The organism is Bacillus sp. SIMBA_074 (assembly GCF_046534555.1).
Taxonomy (GTDB): domain Bacteria; phylum Bacillota; class Bacilli; order Bacillales; family Bacillaceae_G; genus Bacillus_A; species Bacillus_A mycoides.
Window position 1 is genome coordinate 1 of sequence record NZ_JAWRYM010000033.1, and the last position, 23,907, is coordinate 23,907.

General features: G+C 36.2%; 26 protein-coding genes, 2 tRNA genes and 4 riboswitches. Of the genes, 24 read left to right on the forward strand and 4 right to left on the reverse strand.

Annotated features, from left to right (window positions below):
- The first annotated feature begins 1 nt into the window (after position 1).
- The 4 genes from SB773_RS24775 to SB773_RS24790 all read left to right on the forward strand — a co-directional run bounded on the left by SB773_RS24775 (position 2) and on the right by SB773_RS24790 (position 2,275).
- Positions 2-76 (forward strand) — tRNA-Asn (locus SB773_RS24775).
- Between the two features lies 1 nt (position 77).
- Positions 78-149, forward strand: a tRNA-Glu gene (locus SB773_RS24780).
- 131 nt (positions 150-280) lie between these two features.
- Positions 281-700 carry a CBS domain-containing protein gene (locus tag SB773_RS24785; protein ID WP_002125317.1) on the forward strand — a complete coding sequence of 140 codons (420 nt, stop codon included), beginning with the start codon at positions 281-283 and terminating at the stop codon, positions 698-700.
- A 423-nt stretch (positions 701-1,123) separates the two neighbouring features.
- Positions 1,124-2,275 carry a DUF3965 domain-containing protein gene (locus tag SB773_RS24790; protein ID WP_002125318.1) on the forward strand — a complete coding sequence of 384 codons (1,152 nt, stop codon included), beginning with the start codon at positions 1,124-1,126 and terminating at the stop codon, positions 2,273-2,275.
- A gap of 240 nt (positions 2,276-2,515) precedes the next feature.
- On the opposite strand, the gene SB773_RS24795 is transcribed toward SB773_RS24790, so the two are convergent.
- A complete protein-coding gene (locus SB773_RS24795) occupies positions 2,516-2,848 on the reverse strand; it encodes a hypothetical protein (protein WP_002186761.1) in 333 nt (110 codons plus the stop codon).
- A 5-nt stretch (positions 2,849-2,853) separates the two neighbouring features.
- The gene (locus SB773_RS24800; protein WP_002010641.1) at positions 2,854-4,014 is read right to left on the reverse strand and encodes an SH3 domain-containing protein; all 1,161 of its coding nucleotides are present in this window, start codon (positions 4,012-4,014) and stop codon (positions 2,854-2,856) included.
- A gap of 259 nt (positions 4,015-4,273) precedes the next feature.
- Positions 4,274-4,386, forward strand: a riboswitch (TPP riboswitch).
- 60 nt (positions 4,387-4,446) lie between these two features.
- Positions 4,447-4,550, forward strand: a riboswitch (TPP riboswitch).
- An 89-nt stretch (positions 4,551-4,639) separates the two neighbouring features.
- Here SB773_RS24800 and tenA point away from each other — a divergent pair.
- The 18 genes from tenA (at position 4,640) to kdpDN (ending at position 19,645) form a co-directional block, all read left to right on the forward strand.
- Positions 4,640-5,335 carry a thiaminase II gene (gene tenA / locus SB773_RS24805; RefSeq protein ID WP_131247264.1) on the forward strand — a complete coding sequence of 232 codons (696 nt, stop codon included), beginning with the start codon at positions 4,640-4,642 and terminating at the stop codon, positions 5,333-5,335.
- Complete coding sequence (locus tag SB773_RS24810; protein WP_002134471.1) at positions 5,304-6,053, forward strand: ABC transporter ATP-binding protein; 750 nt, start codon at positions 5,304-5,306, stop codon at positions 6,051-6,053. The genes tenA and SB773_RS24810 overlap by 32 nt, the downstream gene beginning before the upstream one ends.
- The gene (locus SB773_RS24815; protein ID WP_410592806.1) at positions 6,053-6,805 is read left to right on the forward strand and encodes an ABC transporter permease; all 753 of its coding nucleotides are present in this window, start codon (positions 6,053-6,055) and stop codon (positions 6,803-6,805) included. The genes SB773_RS24810 and SB773_RS24815 overlap by 1 nt, the downstream gene beginning before the upstream one ends.
- Entirely contained in the window at positions 6,802-7,803 is a 1,002-nt protein-coding gene (locus tag SB773_RS24820) for an ABC transporter substrate-binding protein (RefSeq protein WP_060749968.1), read from the forward strand. Before SB773_RS24815 ends, SB773_RS24820 begins: the two co-directional genes overlap by 4 nt.
- Positions 7,804-7,813: 10 nt before the next feature.
- Entirely contained in the window at positions 7,814-8,434 is a 621-nt protein-coding gene (tenI, locus tag SB773_RS24825) for a thiazole tautomerase TenI (RefSeq protein WP_061675217.1), read from the forward strand.
- Positions 8,427-9,536 carry a glycine oxidase ThiO gene (gene thiO / locus SB773_RS24830; RefSeq protein WP_410592747.1) on the forward strand — a complete coding sequence of 370 codons (1,110 nt, stop codon included), beginning with the start codon at positions 8,427-8,429 and terminating at the stop codon, positions 9,534-9,536. Before tenI ends, thiO begins: the two co-directional genes overlap by 8 nt.
- Before the next feature lie 15 nt (positions 9,537-9,551).
- Positions 9,552-9,755 (forward strand): sulfur carrier protein ThiS, encoded by a 204-nt coding sequence (gene thiS / locus SB773_RS24835; RefSeq protein WP_002010653.1) that lies wholly within the window; start codon positions 9,552-9,554, stop codon positions 9,753-9,755.
- A 2-nt stretch (positions 9,756-9,757) separates the two neighbouring features.
- Complete coding sequence (gene thiG / locus SB773_RS24840; RefSeq protein ID WP_002186754.1) at positions 9,758-10,528, forward strand: thiazole synthase; 771 nt, start codon at positions 9,758-9,760, stop codon at positions 10,526-10,528.
- Positions 10,521-11,540 (forward strand): thiazole biosynthesis adenylyltransferase ThiF, encoded by a 1,020-nt coding sequence (gene thiF, locus SB773_RS24845; RefSeq protein WP_410592750.1) that lies wholly within the window; start codon positions 10,521-10,523, stop codon positions 11,538-11,540. The genes thiG and thiF overlap by 8 nt, the downstream gene beginning before the upstream one ends.
- A 15-nt stretch (positions 11,541-11,555) precedes the next feature.
- Complete coding sequence (thiD, locus tag SB773_RS24850) at positions 11,556-12,368, forward strand: bifunctional hydroxymethylpyrimidine kinase/phosphomethylpyrimidine kinase (protein ID WP_060749972.1); 813 nt, start codon at positions 11,556-11,558, stop codon at positions 12,366-12,368.
- 118 nt (positions 12,369-12,486) lie between these two features.
- Positions 12,487-12,634, forward strand: a riboswitch (cyclic di-AMP (ydaO/yuaA leader).
- A gap of 93 nt (positions 12,635-12,727) precedes the next feature.
- Positions 12,728-13,114, forward strand: a complete 387-nt coding sequence (locus SB773_RS24855) for a hypothetical protein (RefSeq protein WP_060749973.1) — start codon at positions 12,728-12,730, stop codon at positions 13,112-13,114.
- Positions 13,115-13,130: 16 nt separating this feature from the next.
- Positions 13,131-13,361, forward strand: coding sequence for a hypothetical protein (locus tag SB773_RS24860; RefSeq protein WP_060749974.1), 231 nt, complete (start codon positions 13,131-13,133; stop codon positions 13,359-13,361).
- A 262-nt stretch (positions 13,362-13,623) separates the two neighbouring features.
- A riboswitch (cyclic di-AMP (ydaO/yuaA leader) is annotated at positions 13,624-13,769 on the forward strand.
- 94 nt (positions 13,770-13,863) lie between these two features.
- Complete coding sequence (locus SB773_RS24865) at positions 13,864-13,968, forward strand: SipW-dependent-type signal peptide-containing protein (RefSeq protein ID WP_000887888.1); 105 nt, start codon at positions 13,864-13,866, stop codon at positions 13,966-13,968.
- Positions 13,965-14,045, forward strand: coding sequence for a K(+)-transporting ATPase subunit F (gene kdpF, locus SB773_RS24870; RefSeq protein WP_000972378.1), 81 nt, complete (start codon positions 13,965-13,967; stop codon positions 14,043-14,045). The genes SB773_RS24865 and kdpF overlap by 4 nt, the downstream gene beginning before the upstream one ends.
- A gap of 19 nt (positions 14,046-14,064) precedes the next feature.
- Positions 14,065-15,732, forward strand: a complete 1,668-nt coding sequence (kdpA, locus tag SB773_RS24875) for a potassium-transporting ATPase subunit KdpA (protein ID WP_131247270.1) — start codon at positions 14,065-14,067, stop codon at positions 15,730-15,732.
- A 13-nt stretch (positions 15,733-15,745) separates the two neighbouring features.
- Positions 15,746-17,836: a potassium-transporting ATPase subunit KdpB gene (gene kdpB / locus SB773_RS24880; RefSeq protein ID WP_283749596.1), complete on the forward strand. Its 2,091-nt coding sequence runs from the start codon at positions 15,746-15,748 to the stop codon at positions 17,834-17,836.
- A gap of 16 nt (positions 17,837-17,852) precedes the next feature.
- On the forward strand, positions 17,853-18,434 hold the full coding sequence (gene kdpC, locus SB773_RS24885; protein WP_410592755.1) for a K(+)-transporting ATPase subunit C: 582 nt from the start codon (positions 17,853-17,855) through the stop codon (positions 18,432-18,434).
- 56 nt (positions 18,435-18,490) lie between these two features.
- Entirely contained in the window at positions 18,491-19,645 is a 1,155-nt protein-coding gene (gene kdpDN / locus SB773_RS24890) for a KdpD-like non-kinase potassium sensor (protein ID WP_410592757.1), read from the forward strand.
- Between the two features lie 22 nt (positions 19,646-19,667).
- Here kdpDN and SB773_RS24895 read toward each other — a convergent pair whose 3' ends face one another.
- Positions 19,668-20,849 (reverse strand): MFS transporter, encoded by a 1,182-nt coding sequence (locus SB773_RS24895; protein ID WP_410592759.1) that lies wholly within the window; start codon positions 20,847-20,849, stop codon positions 19,668-19,670.
- 140 nt (positions 20,850-20,989) lie between these two features.
- On the opposite strand from SB773_RS24895, the gene SB773_RS24900 reads away from it, so the two are divergent.
- Both SB773_RS24900 and SB773_RS24905 read left to right on the forward strand, forming a co-directional pair.
- Complete coding sequence (locus SB773_RS24900) at positions 20,990-21,451, forward strand: MarR family transcriptional regulator (protein ID WP_088033982.1); 462 nt, start codon at positions 20,990-20,992, stop codon at positions 21,449-21,451.
- A gap of 128 nt (positions 21,452-21,579) precedes the next feature.
- Entirely contained in the window at positions 21,580-22,434 is an 855-nt protein-coding gene (locus tag SB773_RS24905; RefSeq protein WP_410592762.1) for a patatin-like phospholipase family protein, read from the forward strand.
- Positions 22,435-22,506: 72 nt separating this feature from the next.
- Here SB773_RS24905 and SB773_RS24910 read toward each other — a convergent pair whose 3' ends face one another.
- Complete coding sequence (locus SB773_RS24910) at positions 22,507-23,808, reverse strand: NCS2 family permease (RefSeq protein WP_002029878.1); 1,302 nt, start codon at positions 23,806-23,808, stop codon at positions 22,507-22,509.
- Positions 23,809-23,907: the final 99 nt, after the last annotated feature.

Consider the following 23,907-nt stretch of genomic DNA (forward strand, 5'->3'; position numbering starts at 1 on the left):
TTCCGCAGTAGCTCAGTGGTAGAGCTATCGGCTGTTAACCGATCGGTCGTAGGTTCGAGTCCTACCTGCGGAGCCATGGCCCGTTGGTCAAGTGGTTAAGACACCGCCCTTTCACGGCGGTAACACGGGTTCGAATCCCGTACGGGTCATAAAAAAAGAGTCAGCATATTGCTGACTCTTTTTTATTATGTATAAGCCTCTTTTTATCACCTTATTTTCCTGAAATAAATAAAGGGATTTAGGAAAAGCTATGGTATGTAGTAAAAGGAGGAGATGAAAAATGACGCAAGTTAGAGAACTTATGAGTACTCATATCGTACATTGTACACCATTAGACAATGTATATGAGGCAGCTGTAAAAATGAAGGAAGAATCGGTTGGATTGATTCCTGTTATTGAAAATAAACAAGTTGTTGGGCTTGTTACTGATCGAGACTTAGTTGTTCGTGGGATTGCTGAAAAACATCCTGGATCTAATCAAATTACAAATGTAATGACAACAAACATTGTTTCAGTTTCTCCAGATGATTCTATTGAAAAAGCTACAGAATTAATGGCACAATATCAAATTAGACGGTTACCGGTTGTTGAGAGCGGTCAACTTGTTGGGATGCTAGCACTAGGTGATTTAGCTATAAGAAAATCAGCAGATGATCAAGCAGGGTTTGCTTTAAGTGAAATCTCAGAGCATACGGAATAAACTATTTATAAAGATCAGATACATTATTCTAGTATATACGGATTAAACTAATATGTTAGCGTGATGTATCTGAGACATTATATAATAAGTATAGCGTCAATATGTTTGACATTTTTTTAAAATTTGTCATTCCTGATTTTTAATAAGAGAAAAAATGATATACTGAGAGATATAAGTATTATGATAGATTTTGAATATAACAATATTCATTGTTAATGATGTAATAATGAATTAATATTTCCTACATAGATAAAGTGAAACTTTAATTATTGGGGGGTGTCCATCCCAAAATAATTATTAGTTGAACCAATCGGGCTTTTATGGGCAGTTTTATCTCCTACCTAACTTCCTCACATTCGCAGAATTTTGAGGTGGGAGTCTTACTGCCCGCAAATAGCGGGATAAAAAGGGAAGGGGAATTATATGAGGGCTGTACAGGGCGATCCAAATTGGAATTTGGTTACAGATACATATATAGAACCAAATGATTTCGCTGAGTTATTTTCTTTGCTTGTACCTTGTCATCCAAAAGGTGAAGGGAAAGAGCGAACTATATTAGTATGGAAAGAAAAAGAATTTTATAAAGAAGAAAATTTAGCGCCATTTATCGTATATGGCATGAATAAAGTAAAGAATTTACCGCAGTTTCATAAAGATGAAATTCCAACTCTAGTACGTATTCTTCGTTTATGTCAAGAGATTGGTTGGTATGAAGAGGCAAATGCTTTTATGATAACCCAAGGGCTAGATGAATTTGTCCGAACTTCATTGGAGTATGAAACATGGGATCTTTTGACGAAAGCAGTTGCTTTAAACTATTTAATTATTAAATATCGTATTGGTGAATTAACAGCTGAGGATGTAGAAATTTGGGATCGAGTTAAATTTAATGAGAAATGTATAACAGATTGCAAACATCTATTATCTCATAAAGAAGTATTGGAATTTACATTCTTTTATATGTGTAAGCGAGCTAAGCTACTGTCAAAAGAGCAATTAAATAGTGATATGATGAGTCTGGCAATGTATTGTAATACTTTTGTGTATGATTTATATACACATGACTTATTACGAAAGTATCGTAAGTGTACAGACTTCCTATCATATTATGGACCTAGTCAAGCGGTGTTAGCTTGTCAAAGAGCTGTACTTTCACAAATTTCCGATCGATTAGACCCTTTAAAGACAACTCATGTAGATGATTATTTATATGTGATGAAAGAAATGATGGAGCATATGACGATAGGGGTAATGGATCGGTATGGTCATTTTATTGGAAAGCTACTATCATATGTACCATTTTTCGAAATGATCCAAGTTCCACAGCATGCATATTACTGTGAAGAATTACTGTATATTTGTAAGGGAATTGAATACAAAGAAGAAATACTACGCAATTATATATTTATACAATTACATGATTGTTTACCATCATTCTTTAAACTATTTCTTAAAAATAAGCGTTATGCAACGATTCATGATATTCTTTTCTATTGGTGCGACGATGAACAAAGAATGAGCTTAGAGAAAAAATATAATCTTAGTTTCATTTATGAAAAATATGCTTGTGGATAAACCATATTTTACATATTAAAAATTAATATAAATTAAAAAGGATCTCAAGTTTATGTGAGATCCTTTTTTTTTAGTAAAGTAAGGAGAAAGTAACTAAGATAAGAAATAACATTCCATAAAGGAGAAATTGTGCAGTATAACTTCCTTGTATACCAAAAAAAGTATTCATTTTTTCATATAAATTCAATGTATATTTCATTGGATTATCTTTGAAAGATTGGTACACAGTGTCTCCTCTTTCTAAGCTTCTTGTTCATGTTTTTGGTTATTAGGAATATGAACGTATCTAGCTATGAATAATAAAACACCTATAAAGAATACAGGAAGTACGGTAGATAAATAAAAACCATTACTAATTATATTTGTTATAAGAGCACTTAAAAGAAAAATTACATTATAAATATGGGCAATTTTTTGTTTTAGCCGCATTTGTAATGCTTCCATAATGATTTCTAAAGCAACAAAAGCAATAATAATAGATAAAAATACAGTGTTCGTATTATAAATGATTAAACAACAGATTAAACCTAAAAAGGCCAGGTATTCAATAAAGAGAGGTATATTGCGTGGCATATAATTTACCTAACTAAATATGGCAGTGGGTTTACTGCATTTGTTTTTTCAAAATTCCATTCCCCATTATGTAATTCAAAATGGAGATGTTGCCCGTATGAATGACCTGTGTTTCCCATATGACCTACTAATTGTCCAGTTTGTACTTGATCACCAGCTTGTACAGTGCGATCCTTCATATGAGCATAAACTGTTGTATATAATTTCCCATTTATTTGATGGGCGATGAACACGACATTGCCGTAGCTAGCCGAATAATAAGATTTCACAACCTTACCTGCAGCAGCAGCTTGAATAGAGACATTTCCTTGTGCTGCTATATCTATACCATAATGCATTTGCTCCCAGCGCATATCAAAAGTGGAGCTGATTTTCCCTTGAGTAGGGAATTTGAAAACTGCTGGAATTGATGCAGGTGGAGCTGTTTTAGCGTGTGCTTGATTTTGATTTTGCACTACATAGTGTTTTGCTACATATCCGTATCCTGTGCCAAAACGAATTTTATACCAAGTACCTACCGTTTCTACTACTTGTACTTGTGTACCATTTTGTAATGAGCCAAGTAGAGTGCCACTTGTGCTAGCATTACTACGTACATTTAATTTTGGTGTTGCAACAGTATACGAAGGAGAACCTTGTACTGTTACACCTTTTACTAGAGGTGTGGATCCATTAGATACAAATGTTTTTTGTACGTAACCAATTTGACCGTTATGTAATATTTTGTACCAATCTCCTTGTTCACCTTGAATGGTAATGAATTGACCATTTGGTAATATATCTAGAATAGAAGACTCTGTATTAGGTTCAGAACGAACGTTTAATGCGTTTGCATTTACGATATATTGAGACTTTGGTTGAACATTTTTTTTGAATAGAATTGCATCTTTTTTCATATAGCCTGTTTTGTTGTTAACAGATACTTTATACCAATCTTGAACTGTTTCAAGAATAGTAACCGGGCTATTAAATCGAATGGTATCAATTATTGCACTGTCTGTATGGCTATTTTGATGTAGTGCAACGTTGTCAATTTTTACATATCCAGTTTTTACTGTAGATGGTTGCTTAGCAGCCGCTGTTTGTATATCGGATTCTCCCATAGAAGGAAGTAAAGAAGCAATTGCGATAGTAGTTGCTGTTAAAGCTGTGGCTTTCATATTCATGTAATAAAGACCTCCTCTAGTTGTATAGTTGTAATTTTATTATAGTATAAAGATATAATATATTGGTCGTATTCACATAAATGTAATATGAAATCAATAAAAATAATGTCAGAAGAGAGATTCGTATATAAATATTGTATATATCATTTGTGAGGTCGCATTTATATTTGTTTAACATGTTAAGAATTAATTCTCAATTAAGAAAATTAAAACAGTTGATGATGTCTTATGGCGGTGTTATACTGACAGTGATAATTTTATAGTTTGCTAGGAGGGCTGGTGTTGCCAGCTGAGAGTAGGGCCGTAAGCCTTTGATCCTTTTTATTACCTGATCTAGATTATGCTAGCGTAGGGAAGCAATTCGGACATTAACAATGAGTCCCCGTTTCTTTGCGTATAGAAACGGGGCTTTTTTATTTGAAAATTTCATATTAACACCACTAGGGGTGCTTTTCGTGCTGAGAGAGGAATAATCCTTAACCCTTACAACACCTGATCTAGATAATACTAGCGAAGGGAAGTGGAACAACGAATAAATTATAATTTTATTTGCTGTAACCACTTCTTTTATACAGAAGTGGTTTTTTTATTGAGATAAATAGATATATAGGAAGGGGAATTATTAATGAAATTTTGTGAAAGATTATTTGATACGGTGCAGCCTGTTTGGGAGAAAAGTCATAATCATCCGTTTGTAGTAGGTATGGGGGATGGTACGTTGGAAAAAGACAAATTCCAGTACTATATTATTCAAGATTATTTATATTTGTTAGATTATGCAAAGCTATATGCAATTGGGGTTGTAAAGGCAACGAATCCACAAGTTATGGCAAAATTTGCAGAGCAAATTGATGGGATTTTAAATGGTGAAATGACGATTCATAAACAGTATGCAAAAAGACTTGGCATTTCTGTACAAGAGATGGAATCTGCGAAACCATCTGCTAAAAATTTAGCCTATACAAATTACATGATGTCTGTATCTCAAAATGGCACAATTGCTGAATTAATATCAGCTTTACTTCCATGTATGTGGAGTTATTGGGAGATTGGAAAGCGTTTAAATGATATTCCTGGAGCAAGCGATCATGAGTTCTTTGGAGAGTGGATTCAAGGATATAGTTCTGAAGAATACGGTAACCTTTGTATTTGGTTAATAGATTTATTAAATGAAATGGCAGTTGGAAAGTCAGAGAAAGAGCTAGACCGATTAGAGGAGATTTTCTTATATTCCAGCCGATTTGAATATTTATTCTGGGATATGGCTTATCGTAAGGAGATGTGGGGTTTTGAGGAGCAAGAACATACTACAGTTTCATAATGTTTCCTTTCATTATGATGAGAAACCAATCATCAATGAATTAAATGCTTCTATACAAGATAAAGAGTTTGTAAGTATTATCGGACCGAGTGGATGCGGGAAAAGTACTTTATTTCGCCTTATTACAGGCTTAGAAGAGGCAAGTACTGGACAGATAGAGCTGACAGAAACAAAGAGTCATTCTGTAGGGTATATGCCCCAAAAAGATATGCTCTTGCCGTGGAGGACGATTATTGAGAATGCGGCCCTGCCGCTAGAGTGCCAAGGTGTGCAGAAGAAAGAAGCGCAAGTAAAAGCGAAAGAACTGTTACATAAATTTGGTTTACAAGGGTACGAGAAAAAATATCCGAAAGATTTATCTGGTGGTATGAGGCAACGCGTATCTTTTATCCGAACTTTATTAACAGGTGGGGAGATATTATTGTTAGATGAACCGTTTAGCGCATTGGACGCTTTAACGAAGGCATCTTTGCAAGAATGGTTGTTTGAACAATGGAAAGAGTGGGAAAAAACAATTTTATTTATCACTCATGATGTTGAAGAAGCATTGTTTCTTTCTAATCGAATTTTGGTTGTAGAAAATCAACCGATAGCAACTTTAACTGAGCGAATTGTGCCGCTTGATCGTAACCGAACAAGAAAAGATTTATATAAACCTGAAGTGTTAGCGCTTAAAGAAGAGCTCCTTAGTATGTTACAAAGGCAGGTACTCGTATGATGAATCGCTTGAAGGAGTTATTACCTGCCCTTATATTAAGTGGAATTTTACTTGCTCTGTGGGAAGTAGGAGCAAGAATTGTAGATGAGATGTACATTTTGCCATCACCTTCTGCAATTGTAATGAAGATATGGACGCTGAAAGATATATTATTTATGGTTCATTTACCTGCAACGTTGTACGTCGTTTTAATAGGCGTTGTTATTTCTATCGTACTGGGCGTAGGGCTAGCAATGTTAATGAATGCGAGTACGTGGATGGAAAGAGCATTTTATCCGTTATTAGTTGCTTCACAAACAATCCCGATCACTGCGCTTGCACCGCTCTTCGTTTTATGGTTTGGATATACCATCTGGAGTAAGGTTGTTGTTACCGTTTTAATTACGTTTTTCCCAATTGCGGTCAATACGTATGATGGACTGCGCAGTACGAAAAAAGAATGGGAGGAGCTATTAGTTACATATGGTGCAACGAAAAAAGATGTTTTTCTAAAGCTAAAGTTGCCATCTGCTCTTCCTTACTTTTTTTCAGCGTTAAAAATTGCGATACCACTTAGCGTTATTGGGGCAGCGATTGGTGAATGGCTCGGTGCACAAGCTGGGCTTGGATATTTCAGTAAAAGAATGATGACGCAGTTAGACGGAGCTGGTGTATTTGCACCAATTGTATTGTTATCATTATTAGCTATTTTCTTCGTCATACTTGTTTCGATATTAGAAAAGAAATTTATTAGTTGGAGGAAGCATTCATGAAATTATTAAAACGCATCTTTGTGTTTACATTATTAGTTGCAATGATTGCAGGATGTTCGAGTAACTCGGCATCAGATAAGAATAAATCAGAAAAAGAAATAACAGTAATGCTTGATTGGTACCCGAATGCGGTACATAGCTTTATTTATACGGCAATTGAAAAAGGATACTTTAAAGAAGAAGGAGTCAAGGTGAATATTAAATTCCCTTCTAATCCGACTGATCCATTAACGCTAGCGGCGGCAGGGAAAGTGACAGTTGGTTTGTATTATCAACCAGATGTTGTCATGGCAAAAGCAAATGAACAAATTCCAGTGAAATCAATTGGAGCTGTCGTACGTTCACCGTTAAATCATGTTGTATCACTGAAGTCAGCAGGCATTCAATCGCCAAAAGATTTAGAGGGGAAAACAGTTGGATATTCTGGAACACCTTTAAGTGAGATGTATTTAAAAACGATGGTAAAAGAAGCTGGTGGTAATCCAGATACAGTGAAAGTAGTCGATGTTGGCTTTGATTTAGTACCAGCATTAATTACGAAAAAAGTGGATGCGGTAACAGGAGCATACATTAACCATGAAGTACCTGTTATGCGTCATGAAGGTCATGAACCAGCATACTTTAATCCAGCAGATTATGGTGTACCGAACTATCATGAGCTTGTGTTTGTAACGGGTGATAAAACGTTGAAAAAAGATAAAGAAGCATTGCAAGCCTTTTTACGTGGGGCACAAAAAGGGTATGACTTTATGAAGAAAAACCCCGATGAAGCATTAAATATTTTATTAGATCATCAAGAACAAGAAAACTTCCCGCTTGTACCAGAAGTTGAAAAAGAAAGTATGAAAATTTTATTAGAGAAGATGGAAACGAAAGATGAGCCATTCTTATCGGATTCAAAAGAGTCATGGGAGAAACAAAACAAATGGTTGAAAGACAAAGGAATGGCGAAAGAAATTGTTCCAGCCGATGAATTATTTGAAAACATTTTAAAGTAGGCGAATGAATATGAAAAATGAGCTTCATGTAATCTCAAATGGTCATATGCCATTCGAAGAGTTAGTGAATGTAGCGATGCAAATTGAGAGTGAGATTGATTATTTGCATATTCGTGAGCGTGAGAAGAGTACGAAGGAATTGTATGAAGGTGTGGAAAGTCTTTTAAAAAAAGGCTTTCCGCCATCTAAGCTTGTTATAAATGATCGAATTGATATCGCCATTCTATTAAATATTCCTCGTGTTCAACTAGGATATAGAAGCGCAGATGTAAGGTTAGTGAAAGAAAAATTTTCTTATTTGCATGTCGGTTATTCAGTACATTCGCTAGATGAAGCGATAGTAGCATTTAAAAATGGAGCAGATTCACTCGTTTATGGTCATGTATTTCCGACAGATTGTAAAAAAGGTGTGCCAGCGAGAGGATTAGAAGAAATTGCTCATATGGCAAGTTGTTTATCCATACCAATAACTGCAATTGGTGGGATTACCCCTGAAAATACAGGTGATGTTCTTGCAAATGGTGTAAGTGGTATTGCTGTTATGTCCGGAATTATAAGCAGTAGTAATCCGTATAGCAAGGCGAAATCTTATAAGGAATCAATAAGAAAGTGGGCGGAAAAACATGTGTAAGAAGTATGATGTAGCGATTATTGGCGGAGGTGTGATTGGTAGTTCAGTTGCACACTTTCTAGCAGAAAGAGGGCATAAAGTAGCGATTGTAGAGAAGCAAAGAATCGCATCTGAAGCTTCGAAAGCAGCTGCTGGTTTGCTCGGTGTTCAGGCAGAATGGGATGCATATGATCCGTTGTTTGAGCTTGCTAGAGAAAGCAGTGCTATATTTCCACAACTTGCAGAAGTTTTACGTGAAAAAACAGGCATCGATATTGGCTATGAAGAAAAGGGCATTTATCGCATCGCTCAAAATGAAGATGAGAAGAAAAGAATTCTTCATATTATGGATTGGCAGCAGAAAACAGGTGAAGATTCATATTTTCTAACGGGTGATCGTTTGCGAGAAAAAGAGCCGTTTCTATCCGAATCAATTATAGGAGCAGTATATTATCCAAAAGATGGTCATGTTATTGCACCAGATCTTACGAAAGCATTCGCACATTCTGCAGCAATTTCCGGTGCTGATATATATGAACAAACAGAAGTGTTTGATATTCGTATTGAAAATAATAAAGTGACTGGAATTGTTACGAGCGAAGGTGTTATAACATGTGAAAAAGTTGTTATTGCGGGTGGTTCATGGAGTACGAAATTACTACATTATTTCCATAGTGATTGGGGCACGTATCCTGTGAAGGGTGAAGTTGTTGCAGTAAGAAGCAAGAAACCGCTCTTGAAAGCTCCTATTTTCCAAGAACGTTTTTATATTACGCCGAAACGTGGTGGCCGTTACGTAATTGGGGCAACAATGAAGCCTCATACGTTTAATAAGTCTGTACAACCAGAAAGTATTACTTCCATATTAGAGCGTGCCTACACAATATTACCTGCTTTAAAAGAAGCAGAATGGGAAAGTACGTGGGCTGGGTTAAGACCGCAGTCTAATCATGAAGCTCCTTATATGGGAGAGCATGAAGAAATAAAAGGTTTATATGCTTGTACGGGCCATTATCGAAACGGCATTTTATTAAGTCCTGTTTCTGGTCAGTATATGGCTGATTTAATAGAAGGAAAGCAGGAGAATCACTTGCTAGATTCATTGCTTTCTAAAACGGTTTAGAAAGGGGATGGAAGTTTGAATTTAAAAATTAATGGTAACCAAATTGAAGTGCCAGAGAGTATAAAAACAGTAGCTGGGCTACTTACACATTTAGAGTTAGATAACAGAATTGTTGTAGTAGAACGTAATAAAGATATTTTACAAAAAGATGATCATAACGATACATCTGTTTTTGATGGGGACCAAATTGAGATTGTAACTTTCGTAGGAGGCGGTTGATTATGTTAAACATTGGACAATTTTCATTTCATTCTAGACTTTTATTAGGAACAGGGAAATTCCCTGATTTTGATGTGCAGCAAAAGGCAATTGATGTTTCTGAGGCTGAGATTTTAACATTCGCAGTACGTCGTATGGATATATTTGATGCGAAGCAGCCTAATTTATTAGAGAAACTTGATGTAAAAAAATATACGTTACTACCGAATACAGCAGGAGCAAAAAATGCTGAAGAAGCTGTTCGTATTGCAAAATTAGCAAAAGCTTCTGGACTTTGTGACATGATAAAAGTAGAAGTTATTGGTGATGATAGAACGTTATTACCTGATCCAGTAGAAACGTTAAAGGCATCTGAAATGTTACTAGAAGAAGGATTTATCGTTCTTCCTTACACATCTGATGATGTTGTATTAGCACGCAAACTACAAGAACTTGGTGTGCATGCGATTATGCCAGGAGCATCACCAATTGGATCAGGACTTGGTATTGTAAATCCATTAAATTTAAGCTTCATTATTGAACAAGCGACAGTACCAGTTATCGTTGACGCAGGTATTGGTAGCCCAGCTGATGCGGCATTTGCGATGGAATTAGGAGCGGATGGTGTGTTATTGAATACTGCAGTATCTGGAGCGAACGATCCTATTAAAATGGCATACGCAATGAAATTAGGTATTGAGGCAGGACGATTAGGGTTTGAAGCAGGTCGTATTGCACGTAAACGTTGTGCAACAGCAAGTAGTCCTTTAGAAGGAATGAGCGTAGTTGAATAATCGATATTCTCGCCAAGAGCTATTTTCTCCAATTGGGGAAGAAGGGCAACAAAAGATAAGAACAAAGCATGTACTTATTATCGGTGCAGGCGCATTAGGTAGTGCAAACGCAGAGATGTTTGTAAGAGCAGGCGTTGGTCAAGTAACAATTGTTGACCGTGATTATGTCGATTGGAGTAATTTACAAAGACAACAATTGTATGCAGAGAGTGATGTAGAGAATAATCTTCCGAAGGCTGTAGCGGCAAAAAAACGTCTAGAAGAGGTTAATAGTGAAGTAAGAGTAGAAGCTCTCGTTCAGGATGTAACGGCTGAAGAGTTAGAAGAACTCGTTACAAATGTTGATGTAATCATCGATGCGACTGACAATTTCGAAACACGTTTCATTGTGAATGATGTATCGCAAAAATATTCTATTCCATGGGTTTACGGGGCATGTGTAGGAAGTTACGGGCTTTTTTATACTATTCTTCCAGGAAAAACGCCATGTTTATCTTGTTTATTACAATCGATTCCGCTTGGCGGAGCGACATGTGATACAGCGGGTATTATATCACCTGCTGTATCTCTTGTCGTTTCTCATCAAGTAACGGAAGCTCTTAAACTGTTAGTGGAAGATTACGAATCACTTCGAGAGGGACTTGTATCATTTGATGTATGGAAAAATGAGTATTCATGTATGAATGTGCAAAAGCTTCGTAAACATAATTGTCTATCGTGTGGTGAACGGGCAGTATATCCGTATTTAAATAAGGAAAACACTTCAAAAACAGCAGTGTTATGTGGGAGAAATACAGTTCAAATTAGACCACCTCATAAAGAGGAAATGGATTTTGAACAATATAAAAAATTGCTGAATGATCGTGTGACTGATTTAAATATAAATCCGTATTTATTATCCTTTTCTGTTGGAGAAAAGAGATTAGTTGCCTTCAAAGATGGTCGTGTACTTGTGCATGGAACGAAAGATATAGGTGAAGCGAAAACAATTTATCATCGCTATTTTGGATAGAAAAGGATGAGTGGGATGAAAGTGAATAAAGCTTTAACGATTGCAGGATCTGATAGCGGAGGCGGCGCTGGAATTCAAGCAGATTTAAAAACTTTCCAAGAGCTTGGTGTGTATGGAATGACGGCTATTACAGCAATTACTGCTCAAAATACGCTTGGCGTTCAAGGGGTATATCCTATTTCTTTAGAAGGGATTACGGAGCAGCTGAATTCAATTGGTACGGATTTAACGCCAGATGCTGTAAAACTGGGAATGTTATTTAGTAGTGAAATTATTCAAATTGTGGCAGAGCATATTAAGAAATTTGGCTGGAATAATATTGTGCTAGATCCTGTTATGATTGCAAAAGGCGGGGCATCATTATTACAACAAGAAGCAGTACAAGCATTAAAAGAATATTTATTGCCAGTAGCAACTGTTGTAACACCGAATGTTCCTGAAGCAGAAGTGTTAACTGGAATGGAGATTCATAATGTAGAAGATAGTAAGGAAGCTGCAAAAGTATTGCATGAATTAGGAGCTAAATATGTGCTTATGAAGGGCGGACATGCAGAATATCAAGGTAATGAAGTAATTGATTTACTCTTTGATGGTGAGCAGTTTATTGAATTTAGAAGTGAACGAATTCCTTCGAAGCAAACGCACGGAAGTGGGTGTACATTTGCTTCAGCGGTTACAGCAGGACTTGCGAAAGGCTACTTGATGGAAGAGGCAGTTCAAGAAGCAAAACGATTTATTAGTATAGCAATTAAAGAGCCATTGAATATTGGAAGTGGTCATGGGCCGACGAATCATTTTGCATATAAATTGAATAAGACGCATGTATAAAGATACGAGAAGCCAGTTTGTTAACTGGCTTTTTTTGTGTTTACTTTTTCCAAATTCAGGAGTAATATATCAGCCAGAATCTGTTTTTCATTCCGTATTATATGGGGGAAATAGATTATTTTGTAATACGCTGAATTCAAATTTATGGAGCGGAGGAACCAATTTGTGCGTCGTCACTAGGGGTGAATCTTTCAATGTTGAAAGTAGGGCTACTCTCAAAGCCCGAATCCGACAGCTAACTTCGTAAGCGTCTTGAGAGAGGGCGGTGCCATGATGGATATATCACTTCGTCGGTCTGATTAGTATAGGAGAATATCAATCTATGTTTGAGTTCTTTTATGCTAAGGAGGATGAGGTACATGGAATTAACGCTTATTTGCGTTGGAGAAGAAAATAAGGTAAAGAGTTTAAGAGAGCTAGCAGCATTTCAGCATGAGTTAATTATTTTTACAGCAAATGAAGAGATAGCAGATCAAGTTAGAAATTGTGGATTTGATTGGACTTATAGCTGTACTAAGGAGCAGGATTTTACTAGTATTTGCGAGCATATTAAGAAGGTGATTTTACTAGGAGATGAGCTTCCGATAGTTAGTTTCTTCACAGAACGCATTCGTTTTTCTTTTCAAGCGCCTATTACTGTTGTTACAAGGAATAAACGATATCCGGCCAGGCTCTATGAAACAATTGGAGCTAAATTTGTAGTGTTTACGAACTGTGATAATATTTCTTTTTTATTTTTTGAATAAGGTGGGGGAAATGAAGATGAAAGTGTTGTTACTAGGAGATATAGCGAATCGTTGGGCGATATCGGTAGAGAGAGTTGACGAATTGGTAGTGCTCGATCCTCTTTTTCCAGGGCCATATATTATATTACCATCAAAAGATGTTTTGTATTTAGAGACGGATATTACCGAATATGAGCAGTTACATGCAGAATTATCACAAGTCTATATTCGAGGGAGAAATTTGCGTGCTTTTTTGCGTGGAGAATAAAGGTTGAATGAAAAAAGAGCGAATGCTGAGTGCAACAAGCTATGCACTTCATGTAATTCGCTCTTTTTATTTCATATTTAAAGGATCATTTTTATGAAAAAGAAAGAAAAGACAAGAAAACAGATGAAAAAATATTAATAACATTCAATGTAAACGCTTAAATGACGGAATGTTTTCGTATTTCAAGAAATTCTCCTCTTTACAAGTTAAATATAGAGGAGTATATTTACTCTCATAAATCATTCATGAAATTTCCAAAAAAAACCTAAAATCGCTGAGTTCCAGAAATGGAGCGGGGGAACCAATTTTGTGCATTGTCACTTGGGGTGAATCTTTCAATTTTGAAAGTAGGGCTACTCTTTAGGCCCGAATCCGACAGCTAACCTCGTAAGCGTTTAGAGAGGAGGTTTACTTTGTGTTGTTCGTTTCGAACACTAAGTAGAGCTTAGTGTTCTTTTTTCGATAACTATATGGTAAATTTTAACAAAAGTGAGGGGTAGTTATGTTAGATGTTGTAATGATCGGTATTTTTGTTGGGTTAGTCGCATCGATGGCAAGTCTTGCAAGTTGGTCAGATAAAGTTGTGAAAGAAGGGAAGCAATCATGATGATTGCCTTATCGGTTATTGTTGCAGCGATTACGGTGTACTTAGTGTACGCATTATTAAATCCAGAAAAGTTTTAATTAGGGGGAATCATTCATTATGATTTGGGTTGCAGTCGTTATTACAATGCTTTTGTTTATTCTAGTAGCAAAGCCAACGGGGATTTATTTAGAAAAAGCTTTTCAAGGTAGCAAAACGCTAGATAAAGTATTCGGGCCTTTTGAAAAACTTATTTTTAAAATTACGGGTGTAAAAGAATACAATCAAACGTGGAAACAGTACGCATTATCACTCGTTTTACTCAACGGATTTATGATTGTTGTTGTATATTTCATTTTCAGATTACAAGGTGTGCTGCCGCTAAATCCAGCGCATATCGAGGGAATGGAGCCTACGCTTGCTTTTAATACAGCAATTAGTTTTATGGCTGATACAAATTTACAGCATTATAGCGGTGAAAATGGTTTGTCTTATTTATCACAATTAATCGGGATTACATTTTTAATGTTTGCAGCACCAGCAACGACGTTAGCGCTCGTTATGGCATTTATAAGAGGGCTCGCTGGAAAAGAACTTGGTAACTTTTTCGTTGATTTTACGAGAGCTTTAACGAGAGTATTTCTTCCTATTGCGTTTGTTGCAGCGCTAATCTTTGTCGCACTTGGTGTACCACAAACGTTAGACGGGGCAGTTACAGCACAAACAATTGATGGGGCAAAACAAAGTATTTTACGTGGTCCAGTTGCATCATTCGTTTCCATTAAAGAACTTGGAAATAACGGCGGTGGATTTTTCGGGGCAAACTCTACACATCCTTTTGAAAATCCAGGGCAAATGAGTAATATTTTGCAAATGATGCTTATGATGTTATTGCCAACAGCACTTCCATTTACGTACGGACGAATGGTAGGAAATAAAAAACAAGGTCGTATCCTTTTCGTGTCACTATTCATGGTGTTTTTACTAGGATTTATAACGATTACGACATCTGAATTACATGGAAATTCAGTGTTAAATGTAATGGGTATCGAACATGTACAAGGAAGTACAGAAGGAAAAGAAGTCCGATTTGGAACAGTATTTTCTTCCCTTTATGCGACAGTAACGACAGCTGCGGAAACAGGGGCCGTTAATACGATGCATGATACGTTAACACCAATTGGTGGTCTAGTTCCACTCGTAAATATGATGTTAAATACAGTATACGGCGGTGTTGGAGCAGGCTTTGTGAACATTATTATGTATGCAATTATTGCAGTCTTTATATCTGGTTTAATGGTTGGACGGACACCGGAGTTTTTAGGTAAGAAAATTGAAGGTAAGGAAATGAAATTGATTGCGGTAACGATTTTATTTCATCCATTGCTTATTTTAGGGTTTTCAGCATTAGCTCTTTCAACAAGCTTAGGAACGGATGCAATTTCTCATTCAGGTTTCCACGGTTTAACGCAAGTTGTATATGAGTATACATCATCAGCTGCGAATAACGGATCTGGATTTGAAGGTTTAGCAGACAATACACCGTTTTGGAATATTACGACTGGTTTAGTTATGTTTTTAGGACGCTATTTCAGTTTAATTACGATGCTAGCTGTTGCAGCTTCACTGAAAGAGAAGACGGTAGTACCAGAAACAGTCGGGACATTCCGTACGGATAATGGTTTATTTGGAGGGATCTTTATCGGAACAATTGTAATTGTTGGTGCGTTAACATTCTTCCCGATGTTAGTACTTGGCCCAATTGCAGAATTTCTTACATTGAAGTAATGGAGGGTAAATGATGAGACCGGTAGTAGTAAAAGAAAAAAGAGTACATGAATCACAAATACATGCTGTAGAAGATGAGGTTAGACAAGCAAAAACGATGGATCGTGATATCGTGACACATGCGATGAAACAATCCTTTGCGAAATTGAATCCGAAAGTAATGATAAAGAATCCGATTATGTTCGTTGTGGAAATTGGATTTATCATTACGTTAATTTTATCCTTTCTTCCAAGTAGTTCTAGTAGTGTACCAGGGTGGTTTAATATAACAGTTTCTCTCATTCTATTATTTACAGTTTTATTTGCTAACTTTGCAGAAGCTTTAGCTGAAGGGCGTGGTAAAGCGCAAGCTGATTCTTTAAAACAATCGAAGAAAGATGTATTTGCAAATGTTGTAAAAGAAAATGGAGATATTGTTCAAGTTTCAGCAACTGATCTGAGAAAAGGTGACGTTGTTATTGTAAAACAAGGAGAAATGATTCCAAATGATGGTGAAGTAATTAAAGGTTTAGCGTCTGTCGATGAATCTGCAATTACAGGGGAATCAGCTCCTGTTATAAAAGAAGCAGGTGGTGATTTTTGTTCAGTAACAGGCGGTACGATGGTCGTAAGTGATGAGATTACGATTGTAATTACGAGTAACCCTGGCGAATCATTTATTGATAAAATGATTTCTTTAGTAGAAGGAGCTGCGCGTCAAAAAACGCCGAATGAAATTGCCTTAAATACAGTATTAACGAGTTTAACTCTAATTTTCTTAATCGTCGTTGTGACGTTGCCGATTTTTACAAACTATTTAGGGTTTCAAATTGATACAGCTGTACTTGTAGCATTGTTAGTTTGTTTAATTCCAACGACAATTGGTGGGTTATTATCAGCGATTGGTATTGCTGGGATGGACCGCGTAACAAAGTTTAATGTATTAGCGATGTCAGGGAAAGCAGTAGAAGCTGCGGGCGATATTAATACGATTATTTTAGATAAAACAGGTACGATTACTTTCGGGAACCGGATGGCACATACACTGCTACCAGTAGGAAATGAAACGATTGAGCAAGTAGGAAAATGGGCTGCGATTAGCTCAGTTTTAGATGAAACACCAGAAGGTCGATCTGTTATAGAATATGTACAAACGAAATCTATATCATATAATAGAGAAATTGCAGAACAAGGTGAATTTGTTCCATTTAAAGCAGAAACAAGAATGAGCGGTGTTGATTTACAGGATGGAACGAAAGTGAGAAAAGGTGCTGTTGGTGCCGTGATTGAATGGGTTCAATCGCAAGGCGGGATGATTCCAAAAGATGTGAATCAAAAAGCAGATTTAATTTCAAAAGAAGGCGGAACACCACTTGTAGTTGCAGTAGATAATCGTATTTACGGTTTAATATATTTAAAGGATACAGTGAAACCTGGTATGCGTGAACGTTTTGAACAATTGCGCCAAATGGGGATTAAAACGGTTATGTGTACAGGTGATAATCCGTTAACAGCAGCAACAATTGCAAAGGAAGCAGGAGTAGATGAATTCGTTGCTGAGTGTAAACCAGAAGATAAAATTGCGGTTATTAAAGCAGAGCAAGACAAAGGGAAACTTGTAGCGATGACAGGTGATGGTACAAATGATGCCCCGGCATTAGCGCAGGCGGATGTTGGATTAGCGATGAATAGTGGTACGACAGCTGCGAAAGAAGCAGCAAATATGATCGATTTAGATTCGAATCCAACTAAAATTATTGAGGTTGTAGGAATTGGTAAGCAATTGTTAATGACGCGTGGTGCGTTAACAACGTTTAGTATTGCAAACGATATAGCAAAATACTTTGCAATCATTCCAGCGATGTTTACATTAGCAATTCCGCAAATGGAAGCATTGAACATTATGAAATTAACATCGCCACTTTCAGCGATTTTATCAGCATTAATATTTAATGCGGTTATTATTCCACTACTAATTCCGTTAGCGATGAAAGGTATTGCATATAAACCGATGAGTTCTAATGCATTGCTTAGCCGAAACTTACTCATTTATGGGCTTGGTGGAGTTATCGTTCCATTCATTGGAATTAAAGTAATTGATATAATTGTCGGCTTGTTCATATAAGGAAGAGGGGAAAAAGATGGCGAAAAAACAAAGTATACTTTCACCAATTATTCGTATTACTTTTACATTTCTAGTTTTGTGCGGCCTCGTATACCCGCTTATTGTAACTGGTATTGCGCAAGCGGTAATGAAGGATAATGCGGATGGAAGTCTTATATATAATGATAAAGATGAAGTAGTTGGTTCAAAATTAATCGGTCAAAATTTCACAGATCCACGTTATTTTCATGGGCGTGTTTCTAGTATTGAATATAAGGCAGAAGCATCTGGTTCAAATAACTATGCACCGTCTAATCCAGATTTAGAGAAACGAGTAGAGAAAAGTATTGAAGAGTGGAAGAAACAAAACCGGGCCGTTCCAGTTACAGAAGTGCCGATTGATTTAGTGACAAATTCAGGTTCAGGGCTTGATCCTGATATTAGTCCGAAGGCGGCTTCCGTACAGGTAGATCGCATCTCGAAATTAACGAATATTCCGAAAGAAAAGCTAGATCAATTGATTAAGGATCAAACAGAAGGAGCTGCACTCGGTTTATTTGGAGAGGATCGTGTAAACGTCTTAAAGCTAAATTTAGAATTGCAGAAATTAATGAAATAGTAACAGTGCTACCTCAATCTAACGGATTGAGGTAGCGTTGTTTCGAAAGAAAGGTTGTGAGTGTTTTGTATGCGGATGACTATAAACCGACGTTTCAAAGGCGAACGCCAGAAGAGTATTTAGAATATATTCGGCAGCAAAATCGCGGAAAGTTAAAGCTATACGTAGGGGCTGCACCAGGAGTAGGGAAAAGTTATAAAATGCTCTATGATGCTAGAGAAATGAAAAAGGATGGTATTGATATTGTAATTGGTTTAATTGAAACACATGGTAGGGAAGAGACAGAAGAAGCGATTGCTGATTTAGAAAAAGTCCCTTTAAAAGAAATAGATTATAAAGGAAAGGGATTTTATGAGCTTGATGTGGAAGGAATTATAAAGCGGGCACCACAAATTGTTGTTGTGGATGAACTTGCGCATAGTAATATTCCCGGGTCGAAAAATAAGAAACGTTACATGGATGTGCAGGAATTGTTAGATGCCGGTATATCTGTATTATCAGCATTTAATATTCAACATTTAGAAAGTGTTCATGATATTGTAGCTCAAATTACGAATGTCAAAGTACGAGAGCGTATTCCAGACTTTATTTTACAAAAAGCAAATGAAATTCAGCTCGTTGATGCAACGCCGGAAGTATTAAGGAAGAGATTAATAGACGGGAAGATATATAAGGAAGAAAAAATAGAGCAAAGCTTACAAAATTTCTTTACACTTAATAATTTAGGGGCACTAAGAGAATTATCACTTCGTGAAGTGGCAGATGATATGGACGAGAAAATTAGTCAAACCGTTATAGAACCGATTGGTGTAAAAGAAAAAATTCTCGTTTGTGTACAATACAGTTCAACAGCAGAGAAATTAATAAGACGTGGATGGCGCATGGCGGATCGGTTAAACGCTGAATTGTATGTATTAAATGTTGAAAGAGAAAATATAGAGTCCCTTTCAGCAGGGAAAAAGCAAACGATTGAAGAGTGGAAGTTGCTAACGAATCAATTTGATGCGAGTTTTGTTTTAGAAGAGGCAAAAGGAAGAAAGCCAGCGGATGTTATTATTGAAGTCGCGAAAAGACTACAAGTAACACAAATTTTACTTGGGCAATCGGCAAGAACACGTTGGGAAGAAATACGAAAAGGTTCAATTGTAAATGAAATTATGAGGCAAACGAATTATATTGATATTCATATCGTTGCAGATCAAAGAGTTTAGAATAGAGACCATCTATAGGTCTCTATTTTGCTTTTTGTACAGCCTGAAAACGTAGCATATTCATTGCGCATAAAATGATAAATAGAAATGTAATTGCACCTAGGAAGAAAATCCAAAAGTAATTTTGATTAAATACAAGAAATCCACCTACAAGTGGCCCTGTGCCCATACCGAGATAGCGGATGAAGTTGTACATACCGATAGCAGTTGCGCGTTCTTGTACGAATTCCTCCGTTAATAAAGTAGTGTGAGTTGGCATAGAAAGTCCCATACTAAAACCGTATAAAGATGTAACGATAATGATGAATGAGATATTGATGCCATATGTGAAAGAGAATAAAGTGACACATATAATATTGAAGAAACTAGTGATGAATAAAGCTTGCTTTGTTGTGAGGCGTTTTTGCAAAAGCTTGTAGCAATAACTTCCTAACATAATAGAAAGGGACATCGGTACAAATATAAGACCAATTTTACTTGCAGTTAAGTGAAATGAATTTGTTAAAATGCTTGGTAAAAAAACGAGGAAGCAAAAGTAAATACAAAATTGAATGAAGCCAATAAGAGTAATAGAAAATCCAGTTTTATTTTTTAAGATAAACCAGTAACTCTTTTTTGCTTGCGGTTGCTTAATTACAGTTGGTTTTGTTTCTGGAAGTAGTGAAATGTTTATAATTAATAAGAGAATGCCAAGTGTAGATAAAAACAAAAATACGGATAAATGGCCATTTATACTGCCGAGATAACCACCTATAAGAGGGCCAATTGCAGGTGCGAGAGCAAGTAACATTTGATACAGGCTCATCGCTTCTCCGCGCTCTTTTCCTTCAAATAAATCACCGATAATCGTTGCTGCAACTACAGGGATAGCTGCTATTCCTATAGCTTGAACAGCCCTAAAAAATAGAAATAAATAAACGTTCGCCGAAAAAGCACATCCGATTGAACCAATTGTACTAATGATTAAACTAGGGATAAGGACAGATTTTCTCCCTTTTGTATCAATTAAAGGTCCGTATATGAGCTGCATAATTGCAAGAACGAATGTGAATAATGAAACTGTTAAATTTACTAGATAAAGAGAAGTGTGAAAAGAAGCTTGAATCATAGGCAAGATAGGTGTGTAAATATTTTGAGCGAAGGAACCGAGTAAGGCACTCATACAGACAACGTATAAAATGAAATGTAGTTTGGATTTTTTCATTATGTTAACCTCCTTGTAATTTAGTTTCCTCGGAAACTAAATTTGTTTTAACATATTTTTCTCACTTGTAAATATGAAAAAATGATTTTAAAATGGTATATAGTTAAATTGTTTCTTTGGAAACTTAGGGGGCGAACGGATTGGAACGTACAACGAAACAAATGGAAATACTTTCGGACATTCGTACACTTTTGCATAAAAAAGAAGAACATTTGAAAGGGCAAAATGAGAAGTTTCTTCGTGAGACAGGTATAAGTGGTATGTCTTTATCTGAACTACATGTGATCGAGTGTATCGGAAAAAATGCTCTGATGAATGTAACCGCTATTACGACAGAAATGGGAATGACAAAGGGTGCAATCTCTAAAATTTGTACAAAGTTGTTTCAAAAGCAATTCGTTGAGAAGATGCAAATGTTAGATAATCAAAAAGAAATTTTCTTTCGCTTAACGGAAAGCGGAAATGAAATATATAAAGCTCATGATAAATTGCATAAACAAGCTGAAGAAAAGTGGCTGCTACTGTTAGATGGATATACGGAAGAAGAGCAAGATTTTATTCAAAGGTTTATAAAGGATGTCTCCAAACATTTGGAAATATAATTGGAAGAAAAAACTCCTTTATTTCAAGCCTTTTGAATATAATTTCTAAAAAAACTCATATATAATAGAGGAAGATACTTAACATAGTGAATAATTAAAGAGTCAATATATAAAGAGGAGAGAATAACATGCTTGAAAATACCGGATTAGTATTAGAAGGCGGCGGTATGCGTGGTGTATATACGGGCGGGATATTAGAATATTTTATGGAACAAGATTTATATTTTCCATATGTAATTGGTGTATCAGCTGGTGCTTGTCATGCAGCGTCGTATCTTTCCAGACAAAGAAATAGAAATAAAACAGTAAATATTGATTATGCATCACACCCACAATATTTATCGTATAAAAATTTATGGAGAAAACGCCAATTGTTTGATATGGAGTTCATTTTTCATGAAATTCCAGAAAAACATGTCCCGTTTGACTTTGAAACATATTTTAATAGTCCAGGGCGTTTCCTTGTAGGCACAACAGATTGTGAAACAGGACAGTCTGTTTATTTTGAAAAAGAAGGAACGAATGATGATGCACTAAATTTATTACAAGCATCTAGTTCATTACCTTTCATTGCACCTGTAGTAAATTACCGTGGTAAGCAGTTATTAGATGGAGGAATTTCTGATCCGATTCCAGTTCGTAAAGCGCAAGAAGATGGATTTAAAAAATCAGTCGTTATTTTAACGAGAAATCATGGTTATGCTAAGAAAAAATCAAAGTTTGGATGGGTGGCAGCGAAAGCTTATAAAAAATATCCGAAACTTGTTAATACGATGTTGAATCGTTATGAAGTATATAATGAAACACTTCACTACATTGAAAAAGAAGAGCAAGCTGGGAACTTATTTGTTATTCGTCCAGAAGTACAGCTTCAAGTAGATCGTATGGAAAAAGATACGGCAAAACTACAAAATCTATATGAGCAAGGCTATGAAGATGCAAAGAGACAATTTGCAGATTTACAGGCGTTTTTGCAAAAATAATAATTAGGCTGTGGAGAAGGAGTTCTCTGCAGCCTTTTTTATTTATGAAAAAATCCCTCTTTATGAGGGATTTTAATGTGGTAAGAAAACTAATTGATAAGCGAACAAGATCCCGAATAAATACACAAGTGGGTGAACAGCACGGAATTGTCCTTTTGCCACTTTCATAAGTGGGTATGAAATAAATCCAAGTGCAATACCTGTTGAGATACTTGATGTAAGTGGCATGCTTAAGATTACTAAAAATGCTGGGAATGCTTCATCGAATGTATCCCAATCGATGTGGCGAACTGAGCCCATCATAAGACTACCAACGATAATTAATGATGGTGCTGTAATAGCTGAAACGCCAGAAACAGCGCTCACTAACGGTCCGAAGAATGCTGCTAATGCAAATAGAACAGCTACTGTAACAGTTGTTAAACCAGTACGACCACCAGCTGCAACACCAGCAGATGATTCAATGTAAGCTGTTGATGGTGTTGTTCCGAACATAGCTCCAATTGTTGCTGAGAATGAGTCAGATAGAAGAGCTCGTCCTGCTTTTGGAAGCTTTCCATCTTTCATAAATCCACCTTGTTGTGCAACGCCAAGTAGTGTACCTGTTGTATCAAATAGTGTAACAAGGAAGAATGAGAACACAACGCCGTATAATCCGTAGTTAATTACATCAGATACAGCAGTAATTGGATTTGAAACGATAATTCCTTCTGGTAATCCAGGCATTGATGTAACGCCGCTTGAGAATGTTAATTGACCTGTGAAGTAAGCGATAATACCAGTTAATAACATTCCGATAAATAGTGCCCCGTTTATATTTAAAGACATAAGGATAATTGTAATTCCAAGGCCAGCTAATGCTAGTAGAACTGGAGCAGAGTGAAGATCGCCAAGCCCAACTAAGTTTGCATCATTTTTTGTAACAATTCCCGTTAAGCGCAAACCGATAAAAGCAATAAAAAGACCGATACCAGCAGTAAGTGCATGTTTTAAGTTTTCAGGAATTACTTCCATTAATTTTGTACGGAAAGATGTGAATGATAACAAAATTAAAATCATACCTGCTACGAATACAGCAGAGAATGCAATCGCGAAAGTCATGCCTTCATGAGCTTTTACAACAGAATAAGAGAAGTAAGCATTTAATCCCATACCCGGTGCAATTGCGATTGGTAAGTTTGTAAAGATTGCCATAAATAATGTTCCGACAACAGCAGCGATAATTGTAGCTGTAAATGCTTGTTCAAATGGAACGCCTGCATCCCCAAGGATGACAGGGTTTACGACAATGATATATGCCATTGTTAAAAAGGTAATAATACCTGCCATAATTTCAGTTTTAATAGAAGTTTTATGTTTTGAAAGGTTAAACATATAAACATCCTTTCTTTTTACGAATAATTTCCACAACAGTTATATATAATATTCGTTTTTTATCTATTTTGCAATAGTTTTGCATAAAAACTTTAGAAC